Consider the following 19,946-nt stretch of genomic DNA (forward strand, 5'->3'; position numbering starts at 1 on the left):
AGTAAGATTTTTTTCTGGGATTGAATAAGGTGCCATTATGCGAACTCCTGTGGATAAACATATTGCATAAATTGTGTAACGTGACGAATAAAACTTTGCGGCTCTTGCGTGATATAAAAATGACTGCCGGCAATCTCTTGGCAGCAATACGAAAGGTTTTGCTTGTCACCGGCAAGCCAATGGTGCCACTGCTCAACTTCCAGACCGGAAGCCTCTTTGTCTTCGTGACCATAAAGCAACAGGGTTGGTGTTTGCAGTTTTACTGAATCGGATTGAATAACATGGTGATAATGTTCCGTAGCCCAGAAGTCAGCACGCAGCATGGGTAAGAACAGCGCCAGTAATCCGGGATCTTCCCGTAACATCGGGCTGCAACCACCGATATCAATCAGTTGTTCAATGAATTCATGCTCTGGTAATCCACTCAATTGACGGCGGGATTGAAGATGGGGGGCATGACACCCAGAAAGTACCAGTGCTTTAGGAGAACAATCATGTTGTTCAAGGCGTTGGCAAGTTTCAAAAGCGACCTGGGCCCCCATACTGTGACCAACCAGTATCAGGTTCTCTCTCTGTGCTGGCGTGAGTGACACGATCAGATCAGAAAGTGATTGGGCTAATGGCGCAATTCTGGTGACTGCATGTTCATTCATGCGGCTGTCACGTCCGGGATAAATCACCAATGAAACGGCGATATCTGGGTTTTCCAGAGTAGACCATTGGCGAAATGCGCTGCTGCTGCCCCCGGCAAAGGGGCAGATTAATAGGGTATATTTGGGCTCGCCACGGGGTGTCAGACACGGGCGAATCATCGGATGCGCAGGGAGTGCCCATTTCATCAGCATTCTTCCTTAATGAGCATCAATTGAGCCGGATCAATCCAGACCGGGGGCTGTAAATCCTGAGTAACAGGTTCTCCCATCATGCGCAAAATCTGTTGCCATAAGCCTGCTAACCGTAATTGGTAGCCGTCACTGAAAGCAGGGGGGCAAAGTGCGCCATTCAATACAGAACTTAAGGTGTTGAGTAGAAATGCCACGCCTTCAGCACCATCACATTCAAATGCTGTCATCCAGTCTTTGGTTGCCGGACAAAGAACGTGAGATGTTGTTTGGTGTTGATAAGCTCCATCCGGCTGACTGGCAGTCAGATAGAGGCTCTGGTCACTATTCAGATGATTAGGGGCATGAAGAACCGGTGTCCAGATCACCGGCCCATAACTGGCTTCCTGCGTCAGATAACCCGCAGGCCAAATCAGCGTCATCTTGTGCATGACAAGGTTATGCATATCGGGATCTCTGGGGTCCAGATAGGACTGAACATCCAACGTTATGGTTGTTCCCGCCAAACTCAGTTCAAAGCAATGAAATGCATGACCCCGTTGCCCCATATAGGTTATCTCTATTTGTTCCGGGCAATGACAGGCCTGTAACAACAGATCAATGGCGGAAAACAGTAGTTGACGGCTGGTTGTCAGATAGCCATTTATCGGGTGTTGTTGTGATAATTGACTGATCTGGTGCGCCGCATGCAACCAGCTTCTGCCGGTATGGCATTGGCTGTAAAAGCTATTGACCCAAAATATAACACCATGTTTATCAGCGGTTGCCTGATGTCTTTTGATAGCTTCTGCATCAAGGGGATGTTCCTGAATAACAGAAATACCCCGTGCCAATAATGCCTGAGTTAATTGATCACCTTTGCCCCCGATAACTTCTGCACGTATGACCACACAAGCAATATCAATATCATCCGGCAATTCATCCAGTGAGCGGAACAGTGGCACATTGAAATCACGGGCCAATTGCTGTGAGCGAGGGCTTCCCTGTGCCAGAATACCGGCCAGTTCCAGATCTGGCCGAGGTTGCAGGAACGCATTAAGGTACAGTTCGCCAAATTTGGCACCTACAATCAGAACCCGCCGTGGCTTTATCATATGTTCTCCTTAACAGGCTCAATAGTCGGGACTGAACACAGAATGTTTTTCAGACACATAACCAGAGAGCTGACATGTTTGTGTTGGAATAAGCTGTAGTGATTACCATCAAGTTGTGTCACGTTGACTGGCCCGAACGCTTGCCAGCCGAGATCCATTGAGGTGATTGTTGTTGGATCGAGATAATCCATAAAATCAGGTAACGCCTGCATGGCCCGGATAAGGCTGAAAGGTTGTGAACTTTGTGGTGGACAATAGTCAAGTAATGCACGCAGATTATGGTGCCATACGGTATAAAGCTCAGTCAGTGAGCCATCAATCTGTACTGATTGCGGTAAGGCTTCATGCAGCGCTTGCAGGAATGTTTCAGTATCGGCTGCGATCGCGTGGTTATCCAGTGCCAAGTCTGGGAATTGTCCCTGTAAATCGAGCAGGAAATGACGGTGGCAGAATATATCATCCTGCGTCAGATCAGAGCGTGTATTTGGGGAGAAACTATCAATCAGGATGCAATGAGAAACGTGTTCACCCGCAACACGTAATTGATGTGCCATTTCATAGGCCACCAATCCGCCGAAAGACCAGCCAGCCAGTGTATAAGGGCCTTTAGGCTGGAAGGTACGGATTTGATTGATATAGTCAGCCGCCAATGCTGCAACGGAAGGCTTATCGATATTCAGGTTATCTGGTGAAAATGCCAATCCAATCAGGCGTTGATCGCCGAAATTAGCCGCCAGATGACGATACCCCAACAGATGTCCGCCAATAGGATGGACGATGAACAATGCAGGTTGTTCAACATTTCCCTCGTTCAGTATCACACTTTGGAAAGTATTTTCCGGTTGATGCTCAATAAATTCAGCCAATGAATGTACGGTATCGTAAGTTTGTAGCAGGCTGAGCGGGTACTGGCGATTAAATGTCTGGTTGATTTTCACCATTAACCGTACGGCTGCCAAAGAATCTCCCCCAAGGGTAAAGAAACTCTCGTGCACGTTGATACCTTGTTGCTCTAATACTGATTCCCACAGGCTTAATATCGTGTGTCCTATTGTACTGAGAGCCGCTGATGGCGTTGAGTTAACTTCTTGCGCTTTTTCAACCAGAGTAGCCAATGTGCGTCTGTCAATTTTACCGTTGTCGGATACAGGTATCGTATCGAGAATGACAAATCTCTGTGGGCACATCCAAACCGGCAGAGTTTGCTGCAACCAGTGAGGCAGTACTGGTAAAAGCTCGGTAGATATTGGTGCGTTGTTAGTTAAACGTAAGCCAGCAACCAGTTGTAATGCGCCGGTTGGTGTCGTATGTGCAAACACTAACGCTTGTTGTATTGCAGGATGTTCACATAAACGATGCTCAATTTCGCCTAATTCAATCCGGTAGCCCCGAATTTTAATCTGGTGATCATTGCGCCCCAGAAATTCGATGTTACCGTCCGGCCGCCAGCGCCCTAAGTCACCTGTGCGATAAAGCCGCTCACCCGTTTGAGGATGCGTGATAAATGCGAGTTCTGTTTTTTCAGTGTCAGTCCAATAACCCAAAGCCAGTCCTTGCCCACCAATATAAAGCTCACCAGTTACCCAGACAGGACAAGGCGAAAGTGCTGCATTAAGCACATAGAAAGTCTGATTATCCAGAGGCTTACCATATGGAATACTGCGCCAATTCGGATCGACCTGTGTGATAGGATAGGCAATAGACCAGATTGATGCTTCGGTTGCACCGCCCAAACTCAGCAAGTTAAGTGCGGGATGAAGAGCATGTAATTTGGCCGGTAAATGAGTCGGTATCCAATCACCACTCATTAGTATCCAGCGCAGACTGTTCAGGGAATGCGGATAGCTGAGGGCATATTCTTCAAGCAGTTGCACAAATGCCGGAACTGAGTTCCAAACAGTAACCAATTCTTGTTGTAACCATGCCAGTAATTTGTCGGGTTGCTTACTGTCACCGGGAGAAGGCATGACCAATTTTGCCCCACGGCTCAGCGTGCCGAATAGATCATAGACTGAGAGATCGAAGGTTAACTCTGAGATTGCCAGTACGCTATCGTGCTCATTGAGTGCGATACGTTGGTTAATATCAATAATCGTATTGACTGCGCCCTGATGATCTATCATCACGCCTTTCGGTTTTCCGGTAGAACCTGAGGTGAATATGACATAAGCCAGATCTTCAGGTTGTACAGATAAACGCGGCCCGCTGGTGACTGGCAAGTTGTTAAGCAACGTTTCATCCAGAGAGAGGACTTGCACATTGTCAGGCCAGCCCATCTGTTGTGCAAACTTGGGTTGTGTCAATACGGTATCAACTTTCCCTGATGCCAATAGCTGATGAATCCGCTGTTGTGGGTAGCTGGCATCAATAGGCAGATAAGCGCGTCCTGCCAATAGAATTGCAATAACCGCGACAACCTGTTCCCAGCCTTTTTCCATCACTATACCAATCAAAGATGAATCTTGATTTTCCTGTGCTTGCAGATGAGCCGCCAGTGTCAGGCTTTGTGACCACAAAGTGCGATAGTCGATCTGGCGAGAAGCATCTACCACAGCCGTATGTTGTGGATAACGATTCACAGCCTGTTCAATCAGCGAGCAAAGGGTGTGTGGTGGAAAATCACTCTTTGTCGCATTACTGTTCTGGCACAAAGCGCGATCATTTGCCGGGAGCCATTCAGGAAGCGGGGTGCTCCATTGGTAATCCGGTTCGAGCAGTGCAACGATACTGGCTTGATAATGGGCAAACATGTTTTCTGCAACTTGGGGCTGGAACAGTTGCGGCAAGATCGCCCATTGTATGGTGACACTGCCTTCTGCGCCGGAAATGAGCATACAGTCGAGATAAACATGGGGTGTTTGCGCACCAAAGAGATTCAGTGTTCCTAATCCTGATGGCCCTTTACCCGCAGTACCAGTTGTATCGTTGAATACGATCGGCATGCCGGCGTTCAGGTTGTGGCGGTGCTGATTTTTTTCTCTGAGTACCAATTGCCCGTCAAACAGCGCATGTTGAAGATCAGCTAACCATTGTTTTTGTATCTGGTTTATCGCATCGTTGAACCCTGTGATATTACGTAAATCCACTTCCAACAATGAGGTAGTAGACAGATTGCCGACTAACATATCGCAATGTTGTGGCATTAACAGGCGGTTGCCATGCAAAACATTAATAGTGAAATGCTCGCTGTTACTCCATACTGACAAAACATGAGCAAATAGTGTGAGCATCACTTGTGATGGCGATACCCGGTGTTCTGCTGCGCGTTGCTGCAAACACTGCCATTGTTGTGGGCTGATATATCCTGTCAGGCACTGTTGATCCAGTTGCTGTGACTGGTGATCTTTCAGTGGTAATACTGGTGCATCGGGCAGTGAAGGCAAACGATCTAACCAGTATTGTCGGCTTTGTTGCCAGGTTTCTTCGGTTTTTTCATTCTCCAGTGCCTGAATATAGTCACCAATAACCGCTGTCGGTGGCTCTGGCTGCCAATCAGATTGCTGATACCAATGGTGTAAATCACGCAAAATCAACGTCAGGCTCTTCCCGTCCGCTACCAGCAGGTCGATGGTCAGGTGCAATAGATGCGTCCGGTCATCGGTATGGTACAGCGTTAAATCAAACAGCGGCCAGTTGTTGCTGGGAACACCTTGAATACGCAGAGTCTCGCGGGCGTTATTCAGTTGTGTTTCACGTTCATTCGGTATCATGTTACGGCAATCAATAACTGTCGGTGTATAACAGGGAACTTCCGGCAGAATATGATATTGCCCCTCTTTCACATAACCGCGTAATTGCGCATGATGGTTTATCACACGGTTCCAGGCGGCAGTAAAACGAGGCAGATCAAGCTTGTCGATAGCCAGTTCAGCGTAGAAGTGGGCGATACCATTACCAAACTGGAACAGTTGGCTCTCTCCCAACCAATAAGCATATTGCAGGGGGGTGAGTGGCAGCATCTGTTCTGATGCTGGCTCAGTTTGATGCGGTGTTGCCAATGCCACTGAATTTGTCTCAACAACCCGCAGAGTACGGCAAAATTCACTCAATTTAGGATGTTCAAACAACTGTTGAAGATTGGCTTGTTTGTAACCTTGGCGGCGTAGTTGCACTATCATGCGGGTCGCAATCAAACTGTCACCACCACTTTGGAAAAAGTCACTGTGACGCTGTATTAACTGAGGCAACAATGAACTCCAGAGCGCAATTACCTGCTGTTCAATATCATGGAGTGGATCATCTTTTGTTTCCGGTTGCACCGCTTCCGTGGTTAACGGTTGTACTGTGCTCTCTTTGGTGGTCACTATCGATGGCAGTGTTATTGATGGTAATGCAGCCAACGGTAACTGCTCTTGCTGCTGAATATGCAATGAGTAAGGCAAGGTAGAAAATTGTGCCGCAATTTCACTGATATTCAGCCGTGCCTGCTGTTCTGCCCGCGCCAGAATCAGTTGTTGATGCAGTTCTGGTCCGTCTTGTCCCGGCCATTCCAGTGAAACCCGATAACCGGACTTTTCCAGGCACTTACGCCAGTCGGCAAGTTCCAGCAATGCGCTATTATTTTTATCATCACCGCGATCGTCGGCCCAGGCGTTAATGCCCTCAATAAATCCGACACTGGCGAGTTGCATGGCACTTTCGCGCTTGGTGGATTCAATAATCAGCAACCATCCGCCGGATTTCAGTAATCGGGACAGGCGTTTCAGGGTATTTCGCAGATGAATGGCATCATGTAAGACGTTAACCGCCATAATCAGGTCATAACCAGATTCAGGATGTTGGCTAAAATCAATGCGCTGATTAATGTCGAACAAAGCAAATTTTACGGTTTCGCCGTAGTGGTTGAATAATTGGCGTGCATCATCCAAAAATAGTGGTGAAACATCAGTAAAGTGATAACTCTCAATGGATTGAGAATTATGTTGAAGAACTCTTTCTGAAGTGGCTCCTGTTCCGGCACCCACTTCCAGTACCGTGAAATGTTCGGATGTCTGGCTCAATTGCCGGACAATTTCAGCAGCAGTTTGGTTCAGGCAACGTAACGCAGGGTTCTCACTGTAGAGGCTGGTTGTGGTTTGTTTATCGGCAAACAACAATTCCAAAGCATTGGTTCGTCCGGCAAGCAGGGGATCATGTTGTTCAATACATGTTGCTATATAACGGCTGATAGTTTGGCACCACACGGCATCATCCAGTTTTGCCGTAGGGGCAGGAATCTGGCTGAGAGGTTGCAAACAACGGTATCCGTCACCGATTTTTTCAATAAATCCTTGTTTGCTTAATAACGCAAGCCATTGGGCAAGCAGGCGTTGATATTGTGGTGCCAGTTGTAAGCGTTGTTCGATCTCTTCACGAGAGTGACATTCTGTTGAATAAGAGAACAAGTTATGGCGCAGTAAAGTTTGTCCCAGACCCAATAATGCTTGTTGCTCAATATATTGCCAAGAATGTTCAAATGCTTGTTGTTCCGCTAATGTTGGTAGCGGTAAGACTTCGGTGTTTATAACCAGTGGTTCTGGCAATGATAATGACAAATTATCTTCTGCCACCAGCCATAAATTGTAACCATGAGTGTCATCCTGACGTGGCTGAATTTCTGCCAGCCGTATTTCAGGCTGAGAACGCAGATATTGTTCAGTCTGACGAAATTCAGGATGTTGTGGCCAGAAGTCATAACGTGTTTGTCCGGCAGGTGGTGAACAAAGATCATGATGCTCTAAGCGTTCAGGCTGGTGGCAAATTTGTATTATTTGCATTAACAACGCGTTGTAAGCGGCAAACAGTGCTTCAATAACCCCCGGCTCTAACACATCATCCATGCAATACCAGTTGAACAGCAGCTCACCGTCCACTTCCATAACCTGATGATCCAGCCACACTTGTGGGGTTTGGCTCAGAACAAAGACCGGATCACCCAGTAATTGAGTGATGGATTGTTTGATTGCGACACCTTCTTGTGCCATTCCCAACATACTGGTGAAAACGACAGGCGTTAGTGGTTGTCTGTTTTGGGTTTCACCATTTTGCAGGCGACCAAGTTCCCGTAACACTTCAACCCCATTGACATGACTATGACTCAGGCGCTGCCAAAGCAAGGCCTGCGTTTTTTCCATACTGGCACGCAGGGAAGTTGTTTTGCGTAAATCAAAATCCATCAACATGACTGAGGTAAAATCACCAATCAGCTCCTGAACCTCTGGATGGAAAGGCTGTCGGTTAAAAAAAGTCAGATTGAGGGTAAACAGCGGATGACGGCTGTACCATTCAAGCGTATGGGCAAACAGTGTCAACAAACCCGCAGATGGTGTCACACCCCATTTTTTCCAGCTTTGTTTAAGTCGTTGCCAGTCTGATTGTGCCAGCCGACCTTCATAAGTCGTGAATTGTGGCTGACTACGCTGAGGCAGTTGTGGGTTCAACGGCAATCTAGGTGCCGGTGGCAGTAAGAGTAATTGTTCTTGCCAGTATGCCCATGATGCTCGCCATTCTTTACTTTCGCGTTGCGCTTGTTCTGTCATCACATAATCGCGGAAAGTAAATGCTTGTGGAGCCAATGGTTGTTGGTGATAAGCCCGTTGTAGATCGTCCATCATGATCCGGAAACTCTGTACGTCGAACTGCAACAGGTCCAGATTCATATGTAAGCGGCAACACTCATTCGGTAACAGCGAAACAGAAACTTCAAATAGTGGCCACTGTTCCGCAGGTGGCACTTGATAGGATAAAGCATGACGACGCCGAGACAAAGCCTGCTCACAGGTGGTATCGTCTAGTGTTCGCAAATCATCTTGTGATAAAGCATACCAAGGCGTTTCAGGCAGAATTTTTTGTTGCCCATCTTCATCCACAATCATGCGCAACATGCCGTGACGCTGAATTAAAGCATTCCATGCCTTCTCAAAACGTAAGATATCAAAACCATTCAGGGCCAGATCCCATTCAAACAGAACGTGACAAGCCACACCACCAAAATCAATGGCTTGAGTACGGCCAATCCAGTAAGCATGCTGAATTGGCGTCAGAGGAAATGGCTCATGATGTTGAGTACTGTCAATCATGATCGCAGATTGAACAGAGGAGATAGGGTGCTCAGGCAATGCGTCTCCGATGAGTGCATTAATCCCTTCCAGCGTCATATTCTGATAAGCCAATTCTGCGGTTAATCTGAAACCAAATTGCTGGTGGATCACTGTATTCAGTTCGAGGAACAGAAGGGAATCCAAACCGAATTGCAATAAATCCTGTTGTGGCTCCAAACTTTCAGGCTGTTCTAAGCGCAATAATGTCGCGATACTATTACGCAGCCAGTTAAGCCGTTGTTTACTGTCTTGATAAAGTGTATTACCGGCGGAGAGTGAAGATGTTGCAACCGTATGGGCGGTGCCAGTCTGTAAGCGTCGCAAAATATCAGGATGATGTTCATCTAACCGCATTGCCAGATAGCAAGGAGAGGTGGTATGCAGAGATTGATTGAGATGCCAAATACCCTCATTGACGCTGAACGGTAACATGCCATCTTGTGCTAATTTTTCCACTAATCGTCGGTCGCTGGCCATGCCAATGCCACCCCAAACGCCCCAAACTAATGTTTTTACCATCAATGGCTCGGTTGCTGTCAGCGCTAAAGACTCCAGACAAGCGTTGGCGATTGCATAGGCTCCTTGACCCTGAGCACCTAGCATTGAGGCGGCAGAAGAGTGCAGCAGCAGATATTGCGCATTATGTTGCTGAAGTACAGATTGCAATGTTAAGGCACTCTGGGCTTTGACGGCTAACATTTGTGACAGATGCTGATGCTCAAGTTTTGCCAGCGGGGTGTGATCAGCAATACCAGTGGCATGAATCGCACCCGCGATACCATCTTCTTGTGCCAGTGTTTGCACCGCGTTTAACAAGGCTGGTGTGTCAGTGACATCAACATTAATCCAGCGTATTTCGCATTCGGTATTCAGTGATAACTCTTGTACAACAGCATCCCACTCTGCATGTTTGCGGCGGGCAAACACGGCAATTTTACGAGCGCCTTGAGTCAGCAACCAACGAATGGAAATTTGCCCGATCCCCCCCATGCCACCGGTAACAATATGCCAGCCCCGATGAGGAATCGACATCGGCTGTTGCGATAATGGTAAAGGTTGACGCTGTAAAATAGGGGTAGCGACTTGATTTCCGCGTACTCTCAGCCAGCGATGCTGTTTATCCAGATAACCAAATGCTAATGACAAAGCGTCAGTATCGTTGATATCAGCGATATCAATCGCCTGAATACGCCGATGGGGATACTCTTCAACCGCAACACGCAACAATGCCCAGATAGCATATTGAGCGGGATTGATATCCTCTTTTGATAAGGTACTTTCAGATTGAGCGCAGCAAGTTACAACGGTTAAGGATATTTTTTCATCACGTTTTAATTCTCTAATGACCTGATCACACAATTCAACAACATCATGGCCCTGGAGCAGTAATAACGTATTTTCGCTTTCAGGTTGCAAATCAATACCTGCCTGACGCCAATATTGAATAATCGAACCATTCACTGTTGACGAACGAAGGGTATATGCCGTTGAAGATCTTTGCTTATCCGCAGTATTTGGTTTATCTACAGTATTTATTGTGCACCAATTCAGGGCATAGTGAGTATCAGGACATGGTTGTGGTGCAGGAAGCCATGATTTTGTCGTAGCCGGAGATACCACTAATTGGCGGGGCAGATCAGTCCGATCACTCATCAGTGCGAATAAGCGTTCACCAGCATGGATCAATGCAGGAAAATCAGTGAGTAAATTCGCTTCCAATAAGCGGCGTTTGGCATACGGCAAGACACGGTGAGGACGATATATTTTACTTACTGTTGGCCCGGGAACTTTCTGGTAATAGCCTTGCTGAACACAATGGTTCAATAATTGCTCCAGCAAAGGGCGCCAGCAAGGTTGCAATCGGCCGGCGCGAATCGTGTCGATAGCACTGAAACCTTGTTCAGCTTCGTGTCCATGACATTGATATATCAGAGCATCGGTATACAGCGCCCGGAGTATTGCTGCATTGAAGTTTTGCTCAATGGCAGGATCAAGCAGAGAATTGACATCAAGCCCAACATTAGTATTGGCTGAATGTTGTTCAGATTTGGCAGCGGCGAAGCTGTAATGCTGTTTATCAAATGGATAGAGTGGTGCATGGCATTTTATCCCACTAAACGGGAAAAGACGCTGCCAATCAAGTTGTGCACCGGCACAGTAAAATTGCATTAGCGCAGCTTGCTGATCTGTCTCTGGGGAACTTTGACGATGTGCACCTGCAACCCATGTTTCCTGCGGTAAACCGCTACGCCGCCCGATGCCCGTTAGCTGAGCATCAGCGCCGAACTCTACGAATAATGCCACACCTTGCTGGCGAGCAACCTCAATGGCTTGATGGTAACGCACCGTCTGACGCATATGATTACGCCAGTAGTCTGGTGAACCTAATTGCTCAGAAGTTGCAATATTAGCGGTTAGGGTAGAAATCAGCGGAATTTCTCCCGATGCAGGCTGTAACTGGCTATTATGCTGAGAAAGACGCTGAGAAAATTCCTCCAGAATTGGTTCAAGCATGGCTGAATGTGCTGCACAGGCAACGTTAAGACGCTGGTAACGAATCTGCTGCTGTTCCAGACGTTGTGCCAGTGTGTTAATTTCCGTTTCTGTACCAGCCCAAACCCAGTGTTGTGGGCCATTACAAACCGCCAAATCCAATACCAGTGAATGAGTCAAGGGAAGAATATCGTCTTCGTTGGCAAACACTGCCAACATTGCGCCTTCTTGGGCGCATTTTTGCATCAACTTGCCCCGTACTGCGACTAACGGCATCACTTGTTCAGGCGTAAAAATTCCGGCAACAACGGCAGCGGCGAATTCTCCGACAGAGTGCCCCAGTACATAATCAGGCTTTAATCCAAGCGCTCGCCAATGTGCAGCCAACGCAATTTGATGCGCCACAATTGCTGGTTGTGCGTATTCAGTGGTGGCTAATGCGGCATCATATTCTCCGAACATCACTGCTTTTAATGGCAGAGTCAATTCAGAGGCACAAGCGATACAACAACGATCCAGCATAGCGGAGAAAACAGGAGAACTGGCATACAAGACTTTTCCCATGCCAGACCATTGACAGCCCTGACCGCTGAATTGCCACAGTTGTTTACTTCCTCTCCTGGCTTGTCCGCTAAAAATATCTGGTGTTGGGCTATGATTCGCAAAGGCAGACAAGCTTGCTGCACTTTTTTCAGCATCTTGTGGGGTTAATGTCAGCGCTAAACGCCAGGGCAGTGAAAGATCGCGACCCTGCAATGCAGTCCAGGCCAGATAGGCGTGATTTTCTGATGTCAATGCAGTCGCGTAACGTTGGGCCAATTGACACAATGAGGATTCAGAAGCGGCAGAGAGCAACAAAGGCGTGGTTTGTGTCTGATCCTGAGAATGATTGACACAGCGATGATGCAATTCTTCAGGCAATGATTGCACTACGATATGGCAGTTGGTGCCGCCAATACCAAATGAAGAAACGCCAGCGGTACGCAATTCTTGCGGCCATTGTTGCCCTTGTGTTGCCAGCTTGAATGGGCTTTGCTCCAGTCGTAATGCCGGATTTGGTTGCTGTACATTAATCGTTGGTGGAATGTAACCATGCCAGACAGACAAAACTGCTTTGATCAAGCTGGCAATACCTGCGGCAGTATCAAGATGTCCTATGTTGCTTTTTACTGAACCAAGATAACAAGGCGGTACTGCTACACTACGGTCACAGAATATGCTGCGTAAAGCGTCAACTTCTATCGGATCACCAAGTGGTGTACCTGTACCATGTGCCTCAATCATGCCGATATCATCAACGCTGATATCTGCTAGTTGTAATGCTTCAGTAATAACGCTGCGCTGACCATTAACCGAAGGGGCAGTAAAGCCAACTTTTTCGTTGCCATCGTTATTAATGGCACTGCCACGCAATACCGCCATGATAGGATCACCATCGCGTAACGCATCACTCAGACGTTTCAGCGTGACAACACCAACACCATTGCCGCCATAGGTGCCATTTGCTTGGCTATCAAAGGGACGGCAATGTCCATCAGGTGAGAAGATCATCCCCGGTTGATACAAATAGCCGCTTTCTTGTGGGAAAGAAACTGCCACACCACCAGCCAGTGCCATGTCACATTCACCGGAACGCAGATTTTCACAAGCCATATGTACAGCAACCAGTGAACTTGAACACGCTGTTTGTATTGTTAAGGCGGGGCCTTTCAGATTTAATTTATAAGCAGTACGAGTCGCAAGGTAATCTTTGTCATTACTCATCAGCGCCTGTAGCCCTTTCACTTTGCCAACATCGGTCATAGTGAATTGTGACCATGAAGGCCAAGTACTGACCCGGCTACTACCGAAAACACCTGTTTTCAGGTGTATATTACGCGGTGAATAACCGGCATGTTCAAGCGCATGCCAGGCTGTTTGCAGGAACAGACGTTGCTGAGGATCGAGCATTTCTGCTTCCTGACGTGAATAGCCAAACAGTGTAGCGTCAAATTGTTCCGCGTTCTCCAATATCGCTGCCTGGTTGACAAAATTTTCACTATCAATGACTTCAGGAGGAATACCTGCATCCAATAATGTTTGACGGGAGAGTGTGGTAGTACACTCAACCCCATGTTGCAGGTTGTGCCAGAAAATATCGCTATCAGGTGCCTGCGGAAAGCGGCAGGCAAGGCCAATCACTGCGATGGGATCACAATTATCGTAGTGAGGCGTTAAATCAGTCATTGTGCAGCTCCTTTATGACGTTTTTCCCGTTGTTGCAAACGCTTTTGTTGTTGACGCTGACGAAGAGTAATCGACTGGCAATTTTCGTCTTGGGTGTCTTTTCGGCAACGCAAACTGAGCGTCTCTGGTGTTGGATAAGCAAATAAATCAGTAACGGAAAGATGCTGGAAACCCGCATGTTGTAATTGACTATGCAATTGAATTAGTTGTAGTGAGTTGGCTCCAGCCTCGAAAAAGTTCTGTTGTGCATTGATAGGTTGATTTATGACAGATAAAAACAGGCGTTGAATTTCGCTGCATGTTTCACTGCATATTTCATGGCGTACTTGTAGATCGAATCCTTCCAAACGTGGTGATGACGCAATAGCCACAGTAGCGTTATCTTCAACCGTATTATCTTCAATCATCAGGCATTGCTGGCGTGGTATCAGTTGTTCCAACGCAGAATGCCAGCTCTCTGGTTGTGCAGCGAGGGTGCGCAATAGCGCCATATAGCTGTTGAACATGTTTTGTAACTGATGTGGCTCAAATAATTCTTCAACCGCATCCCAGTTCAGGCAAAGCTCGTTATCAGATTCATAAACCTGATGATCCAGCCAGATTTGTGGCGTTTGCGAGATACCCCAAACCGGTTTCATCCATGATGAATGTGAAAGGAATTTCCCTTCATGGGTTCCCAAAGCACTGGTGAAAACGACCGGCATAATGGCAGCATCAGGGCCACGGCTCTGAGCAAGTTCACGCATCACTTTGATCGCTGAAATATGACGGTGATCCAGATCCTGCCATAACTGTTGTTGCAACCGTCGTGTACTTGATAACCAGTTTTTCTCCGGGTGCCAGGCCAGTAGTGACAGTGAAGTGAAATCTCCCAGAATATGTTTAATATCTTCGTGCCAGTGTGGGCGATCGAAAAGAGTAAGGTTAAGGGTTAATTCCGGCTTGGTGCTGAAAGCGGACAGAACAGCCGCATAAGCCGCAATGAGGAGCGCAGAAGGGGTTATCTGATGAGGTGCAGCATGTTGCTTTAACTGATTCCATTCATGTGCAGATAACCGATCGCTATAGCGAACAAAACGCGGTGATTGAACACTTTCTGGTGCAATACGCAATGGTAATTGCGGAGCCAGTGGTAATGTCTTTACTTGCTCCTGCCAATATTGCAGCGAATTCTGATGCGTCGGTGTTTGTTGCTGACGTAACACACAATCCCGGAATGTGACGTTCAGTGGCGGCAATTCGTGTTGCTCGTCAAGGTATAGCTGTTCTAATTCAGCCAGCAATATTTGCATGCTCAATCCATCTAACAGCAAATTATCCAGACTGACAAATAGCCGGGAGACAAGGTTGTTGTCTTGTGCCAGTTGGAAATCGAATACCGGCCAGTGACTGACATCCAATACCTGATGTGACAGACGGTCGCGTAGTGTGTCTGCTTCACTGAGAACAGCAAATTGGTGTTGTTTAACAGAGAAAAGCGGAACATTTTTTAATATCTGCTGCTGTCCATTTATCACAATAGTTCTGAGTACCGGATGGCGCAGGATCAGGCGATTTAATACCCGATTAAGACGTTGCACATCCAGTTGTTCTATCCGGTATTCGATAAAGAAGTGCGCACCAACACCACTCAGGGTAAAGCCAGGATGGCGCCCGACCAGATAGGCTTGCTGAACTTCGGTCAATGGGAAAGGTTGATATTCATCTTTATCCTGCTCTTTAGATGATGAAATTTCAGACAGAGGATCAAGCAGAGGAGAAAGTGTCGCGGTGAATGTCGCTAATTGCGGATGACGGAAAAGGTGGCTGAGTTCACCTTTCAAACCTTGTTGTGCCAGTTCACCTATCAGGCGTGTCGCTAAAAGACTGTCACCACCAAGTTGGAAAAAGTCGCTGTTACGATCTGGCTGCGCAGTATTCAACAATCGTTGCCAAATGACAGCCACCGCTTGTTCCTCTGCATTCAGCAAAAGTACGTCACTCTGGTTTGTCTCAGTTTCGGTTTTCGCACTGAACAGCAAACCTTGAGCCAGTGCCTTACGGTCGATTTTACCGTTAGGTGTCAGAGGCAGACGGGGAATAACATGCAAGCGCTGTGGGATCATATATCCCGGCAAATATTGGGCCAGTACGGACTTAATTTTTTCCCTATCAGGGATAGTGACGCTGTCACTTACTTGCATCAATAACAGACTAAGGCTACCAAAGGTAATGGGTGTATCCGTCTGTAATGGGAGAAGAGATAACCACTGTGATGCAGAACGTAGCTGAATACCGTGAGGTGAGAGCAACTCGGTTGTGATCAGAGAGATAGAGGAAGCATGATGTAACTCTACTGCTAATACCAATGCACCGGGTTGTGCCAAAGGCATCAACGCTTTGATGCAGTTTGCTGGATCTGTTTCTCGGTGTAATACATTGTTTAGCAGGATAATATCTGCCTGATGTTGTAGCGACTCAGGAATTTGCTCAGGCCAGTGTTTTATTGATGCATGAGCGTGGTTACTTAATCGGGTTTGCATCTGGTTAATCATTGCCTGAGAACGTTCAAAGCCGATATAGGATAGATGTTGATCAGTAATATGTTCTGCCAGCCATTGGGCACAGAGACCACTGCGGGCGTCGAACTCCATCACGGTAACTGGGCGCTGTAACCGTTGGGAAAGGGCAATAATGACCTGTTTTAATCCTGCCAGCCATTGTTGAGTTTCTGGCAATACAAAGAGCTGTTGCTCTGGTGCGAATTGCGGATCATCAAGTAATGTGACGGCTGTTTGTTGTCCGGTAAGAATATTACGCAGCGTAGAATGCCAACGCTCAGGAATATATCCTGCTTCATTATTGAGTGCCTGACTTAATATAGAAGATGACAATCCGGCCTGATATATGTGATGTGCAGACTCAACCAATAGACTGCATTCCAATGGATTACACTGGCAAAGGTACGCCAGCATACGGGCAAACCAGTCATGATATTCCGGTTGAGGTTGATAGTGTTTCAGGCAATCGGTGAGCGATTGTGGTGAAGTAAACGTAATACCATAACGAGACAGATGTTCCAGCAAGAATATTGCAACTTGGAATTCGCGGCTATCATCAGGTTGACTCGTCTTATTGGTTATTGCCTGCATTGCAGGAAACAGCTCACGATAGTTTGTTGGTAACTGTGGAGCACGATTTACGCGTTGGCATAAAACATCGCCTTCCAATTCAAGGAACGCCACCAGCGATTTATCTTTTTCGCCACTGGTCAACGCAACTCCTTTACTAATACCGGTTACTTGATTGAGGGCGGCATCTATTTCTCCTAGCTCAATGCGGTAACCACCAATTTTGACCTGACTATCGCGGCGTCCCACAAACTCAAGCCAGCCTTCGGGGTGATAACAGCCCAGATCACCAGTACGATACCAGCGTTCTCCCTGATCAACGACGAATTGCGCCGCAGTGCGTTCTTCGTCATTAAAATAGCCTAATGCGACGCCGACACCACCAATCCAAAGTTCACCAACAACCCAGTCAGGGCAATCACGGCCATCTTCACCCACGATACGGTAACGCTGGTTAGCCAAAGGATAACCATAAGGAATAGAGCGCCACTGTGCGTCAACTTTTTTGACAATATATTCATTCGACCAGATAGCAGCTTCCGTTGCTCCTCCCATGGCACTGAGTACACCATCAGGATTGAATGCCTGGTAACGTTCAGGCAGTGACAAGCCGACCCAATCACCGGACAGCATAACGGTACGAAGCGTTTTCGGCGCATCAACCTCTATCCCTTCACAATAGGTCAGCAACATATCGAACAGTGCTGGTACGCTGTTCCACAACGTAATGTTATGTTGCTCGATCAACATTTCCCATGTTGATGGATCACGACGTTGTGCTTCATTAATTAATACCAGTGCCCCACCGGTACTGAGAATGCCAAAAATGTCATAAACAGAGAGGTCGAAATGCAGGGCAGAGAGTGCCAGCAACCGGTCACTGCTTTGAACCTGATGACGACGATTTATGTCCAGACAAGTATTGAGAGCGCTTTGGTGACTGATCACAACACCTTTTGGTATCCCGGTTGAACCCGAGGTATAGATGATATAGGCCGGATCGGTTACCTCACGTTTAGCCATGCTGGCTAAAGGGGATACTTGTTTATCCTGATGCCATGAAACACAGTGTACATCCTGTGACCACACCGTATTTTGCTGTGCAGGATCAGTGATAACGATATTGATTCCGGCACTTTCACAGATAGCTCGACGGCGGCTTAATGGCTGATCCACAGGGACGGGAACGTAAACACTGCCAGCATAGAGTATGGCTAATACAGCGACAATTTGTCCGATGCCTTTTTCCATACTAATCGCAACCCGGCCTCCCGGCATCACCGACATTTCTTGCAATACAGCGGCTAACTGACGGGCTGCCAGACTGAGTTCGCCATAACTCATTTTTTGATTGTGAGTTACCAACGCAACAGCATTAGGAGTGCGCTCTGCCTGTGCAAACACGTCCTCATGCAATAAGGCATCGGGTAGTGGTTCAACTGTATTATTAATTTGATGACGCAGATGGTATTGCGATTCAGGCATCAGATCCGGTAGCTTTTCGCTCCACTGTGTAGCATTTTCTGTCAGATTCTCAATAAGCCCTTGGTAGGCAGTGAATAAGGTATCCATTAAGCCATCAGGGAAGAGTTCATCGTTGCTATCCCACTGAATATTGAGCGCGTTTTCATGTTCAAAAGCGACGAAATCCAACCATACCTGAGGTGTTTGTGATATTCCCCAACTTGGTTTTCCCAGAACATCACGGGTATTCTCACCATATAAAGGACGGCCTAAATTGCTGGTAAATACAATTGGCGCCCCGTGTGGATGGTTACCTCGTTTCTTGAGTTCACGTAAAACTTCTACACCAGACCAGTGACGATGTTCGTAAGCTTCGGCAAATGTTGCCTGTGCATCTTTAGCCAGTTGGCAAAACGGTAAATTATCACCGGGAATGTCTAACAGCAGAATGTTGGTAAAATCCGCCAAAATGTTGTCAACCGCAGGATGCAGTGAAGCTCTGTCAAATAGCGTTAGGTTAAACAACAAGCGTGTTGAATTGCTCCAGCGACATAATAAAGCGGCAAATGCAGTCGCCAATGCCATGGTTGGCGTAACCCCATTTTGCTGTGCGAGATGTTTAAAACGTTCCCAATGCTCAGGTGCTAAACAGAAACGTCTGCGCTGAATCCGGACATCTTTTATTAGGGCTGGGTCCCGAGCCAGAGGAAGTTGGGGAGCAAGAGGCAAAGTATCTAACCGACTACGCCAAAATACCTCGGCATCCTGTCGGGCTTGCCCGAATTGGCCCTGATATTGCGTTAGATAACTGCAAAAATCATAGTCAGAAGAAATAGCAGGCAGGCTGCGTTTGGCAATTACTGCGGCCAGTTCGGTAAAGAACAGACTGAAACTGGCCGCATCCATGATCAACAGGTCGATATTGGTATGCAGCCGGTGTTGATTGTCACCAAACAGACTAAGTTGAATATCGAAAGTTTCTCCTTCGTCAACCTGTAATACCCGGTGGCTCAGTTGTTCACGTATGTTGCTCAGAGCTCGTTGCTGTTCATTTTCTGTCAAACTGCGTAAATCATGAACGGTTAATTTTTTCCAATAAGCATGGGTCATGCCTTGCTGGCGTCCATCTGGCAAAAAACGTACTCGTAACATAGGATGCCGCTGAATCAGCACATGAATCGCAGTTTCCAATTGTTCTGGTTTCAGCCCGATACCATCAAACTCTTGATACAAATGGCAACCAATTCCTCCCAACGTTTGTTCCGGTGAACGCCCGACAAAATAAGCATGCTGTACTGCCGTCAATGGGAAAGGGCAAGCATCTGCAATTCGTGGTTGTGGCGTTGTATCTTGGGACACTGTTTGAGTGACAGGTGCATGACATTGTGGTGTATTGCACTGTAAGAGCTGGCTCCAGGCATGCAGTGTCGGTTCTTGGTAAAGTTCGCGCAGAGTGACGCGATGCCCCTGGCGTCTAAATTGATTTAACAATGCCATTATTTGCATTGAATCCAATCCATTACGAATTAAATCGTCATCATCACCCACCAAAATATTCTTTTGATTAAACAGGCCAGATATGAGTTGGCGCAGCGAATCAGGGGAGAGAAGGTCCATGTGCATGAAAAAATCCTATAA

Annotated in this window: 4 protein-coding genes; all 4 read right to left on the reverse strand. The window is 47.1% G+C overall.

From position 1 onward, the window contains the following. Positions 1-35 precede the first annotated feature (35 nt). From Xhom_RS23045 to Xhom_RS23060, 4 genes are read right to left on the reverse strand one after another with little or no spacing between them, the layout of a single operon-like run. Positions 36-839, reverse strand: coding sequence for a thioesterase II family protein (locus Xhom_RS23045; protein WP_418384822.1), 804 nt, complete (start codon positions 837-839; stop codon positions 36-38). Continuing rightward, entirely contained in the window at positions 839-1,936 is a 1,098-nt protein-coding gene (locus Xhom_RS23050) for a Gfo/Idh/MocA family oxidoreductase (protein WP_069315705.1), read from the reverse strand. The genes Xhom_RS23045 and Xhom_RS23050 overlap by 1 nt, the downstream gene beginning before the upstream one ends. After that, the gene (locus Xhom_RS23055; RefSeq protein ID WP_069315706.1) at positions 1,933-13,734 is read right to left on the reverse strand and encodes a hybrid non-ribosomal peptide synthetase/type I polyketide synthase; all 11,802 of its coding nucleotides are present in this window, start codon (positions 13,732-13,734) and stop codon (positions 1,933-1,935) included. The genes Xhom_RS23050 and Xhom_RS23055 overlap by 4 nt, the downstream gene beginning before the upstream one ends. Next, positions 13,731-19,931 (reverse strand): non-ribosomal peptide synthetase, encoded by a 6,201-nt coding sequence (locus tag Xhom_RS23060; protein WP_069315707.1) that lies wholly within the window; start codon positions 19,929-19,931, stop codon positions 13,731-13,733. The genes Xhom_RS23055 and Xhom_RS23060 overlap by 4 nt, the downstream gene beginning before the upstream one ends. Positions 19,932-19,946: the final 15 nt, after the last annotated feature.

The organism is Xenorhabdus hominickii, assembly GCF_002632725.1.
Lineage (GTDB): Bacteria > Pseudomonadota > Gammaproteobacteria > Enterobacterales > Enterobacteriaceae > Xenorhabdus > Xenorhabdus hominickii.

What these genes read in the sequence shown, in the direction of transcription:
- Xhom_RS23045 (WP_418384822.1), bottom strand. Translation starts at nt 839, where the DNA reads ATGAAATGGGCACTCCCTGCGCATCCGATGATTCGCCCGTGTCTGACA.
- Xhom_RS23060 (WP_069315707.1), bottom strand. Translation starts at nt 19,931, where the DNA reads ATGCACATGGACCTTCTCTCCCCTGATTCGCTGCGCCAACTCATATCT.
- Xhom_RS23055 (WP_069315706.1), bottom strand. Translation starts at nt 13,734, where the DNA reads ATGACTGATTTAACGCCTCACTACGATAATTGTGATCCCATCGCAGTG.
- Xhom_RS23050 (WP_069315705.1), bottom strand. Translation starts at nt 1,936, where the DNA reads ATGATAAAGCCACGGCGGGTTCTGATTGTAGGTGCCAAATTTGGCGAA.